Below are 1147 nucleotides of genomic sequence, written 5' to 3'. Positions count from 1 at the left end.
GCCGGCCGGTGCATCGGCTCGAATTAAACCGCGATGGGGCGCCCTACGTCGCAACCGGCCGTAGAGTTCATCTCTTGCGCGCCACGATGTAGGGACGGGCACGGGCATCGCTCGCTGTGCTCATTGGGGTAGTCCTTAGCGGAGGAATGCGCCGCAGCGCGAACGTGCGCTTCGGGGACGCGCCGGGAATGTCAAGAAATGGCGCACGTGATCGGTTGGTGCGTTCTGCCTTCAGATTGCCTGATGAAGCTCGGGAAAGTCCGGCCAGGGTGGAAAGTTCACGTTGCTGCCCTTGATCTGACCGCGCAGAAAGCGCCACTTCCGGTCGTTCATGACGAATCTCCGAACCGGACGTTCGCGCTAGGCCCGGAATCGACCCCATAGCTGCCGTTCCCGCGATAACAAAGAGCTGTTGCAAGCTGGCATCAGCTGGAGCCGACGCTGAGCCGTTGCGGAACTCGTCGCGGAACCATAATCTTGGGCACTGATGTGAGCCCGTGATACTGCGCGAGGTCCCGCAATGGCTTACGAGGCCGCCAAAAGACCGTTGTTCCGAAAACTCGACAACTATCTACTGCATGTGAGCGATCTTGACGAAGCCATATCCTTTTATCGGGATCGGCTCGGCCATGCCCTCATCTGGCGGGACGCGGAAGCTGCCGGCTTCGCGTTGCCTGAAGCAGATGCAGAACTAGTAGTTCATCTTCGTATTGGTCCAGAGACTGATATTCTGGTTAATGATGTGGACGCGGCATTTCGAGAATTTTTGGCAGCGGGCGGAACGGCAGTGGAACCGCCGTTCGACATCGCGATCGGACGATGCGCCCGTGTATGTGACCCTTTCGGCAACGTGCTTGTAATATTGGATCAATCGAAGGGAACGTTCACGACGGACGCGGAGCAGAATGTTATCGGCGTAGAGCCCGCGGGTAATCCAACCTGAACGTCGACATTCCACCCGATCGCGACGTAGAACGCTCCGTTGCGGTACAATCCGAGCCGATGCGCCGGCCGGCTCGGTCGCGCCACGAGCGGACGCTTGGCGCGTATTACCCGAGCGTCTCGATTGGGGCCGGAATCGGACTGTCGGCTTTTGGACACATGGAGCGAATAGCGGAAGTTGAACTGGAAAGCGCCATATGTGTCG

At 58.9% G+C, this 1147-nt stretch carries 1 protein-coding gene; it reads left to right on the top strand.

Annotated elements, in window-relative coordinates; all coding sequences use genetic code 11:
• The first annotated feature begins 520 nt into the window (after positions 1 to 520).
• A complete protein-coding gene (locus CIT26_RS02285; RefSeq protein WP_095491062.1) occupies positions 521 to 943 on the top strand; it encodes a VOC family protein in 423 nt (140 codons plus the stop codon).
• The last annotated feature ends 204 nt before the right edge of the window (positions 944 to 1147 follow it).

The organism is Mesorhizobium temperatum (assembly GCF_002284575.1).
GTDB classification, from domain to species: domain Bacteria; phylum Pseudomonadota; class Alphaproteobacteria; order Rhizobiales; family Rhizobiaceae; genus Mesorhizobium; species Mesorhizobium temperatum.
Note: the sequence above shows the minus strand (reverse complement) of the source record. Positions and strands in the feature narration are given on the sequence as shown.

What these genes read in the sequence shown, in the direction of transcription:
- CIT26_RS02285 (WP_095491062.1), top strand. Translation starts at nt 521, where the DNA reads ATGGCTTACGAGGCCGCCAAAAGACCGTTGTTCCGAAAACTCGACAAC.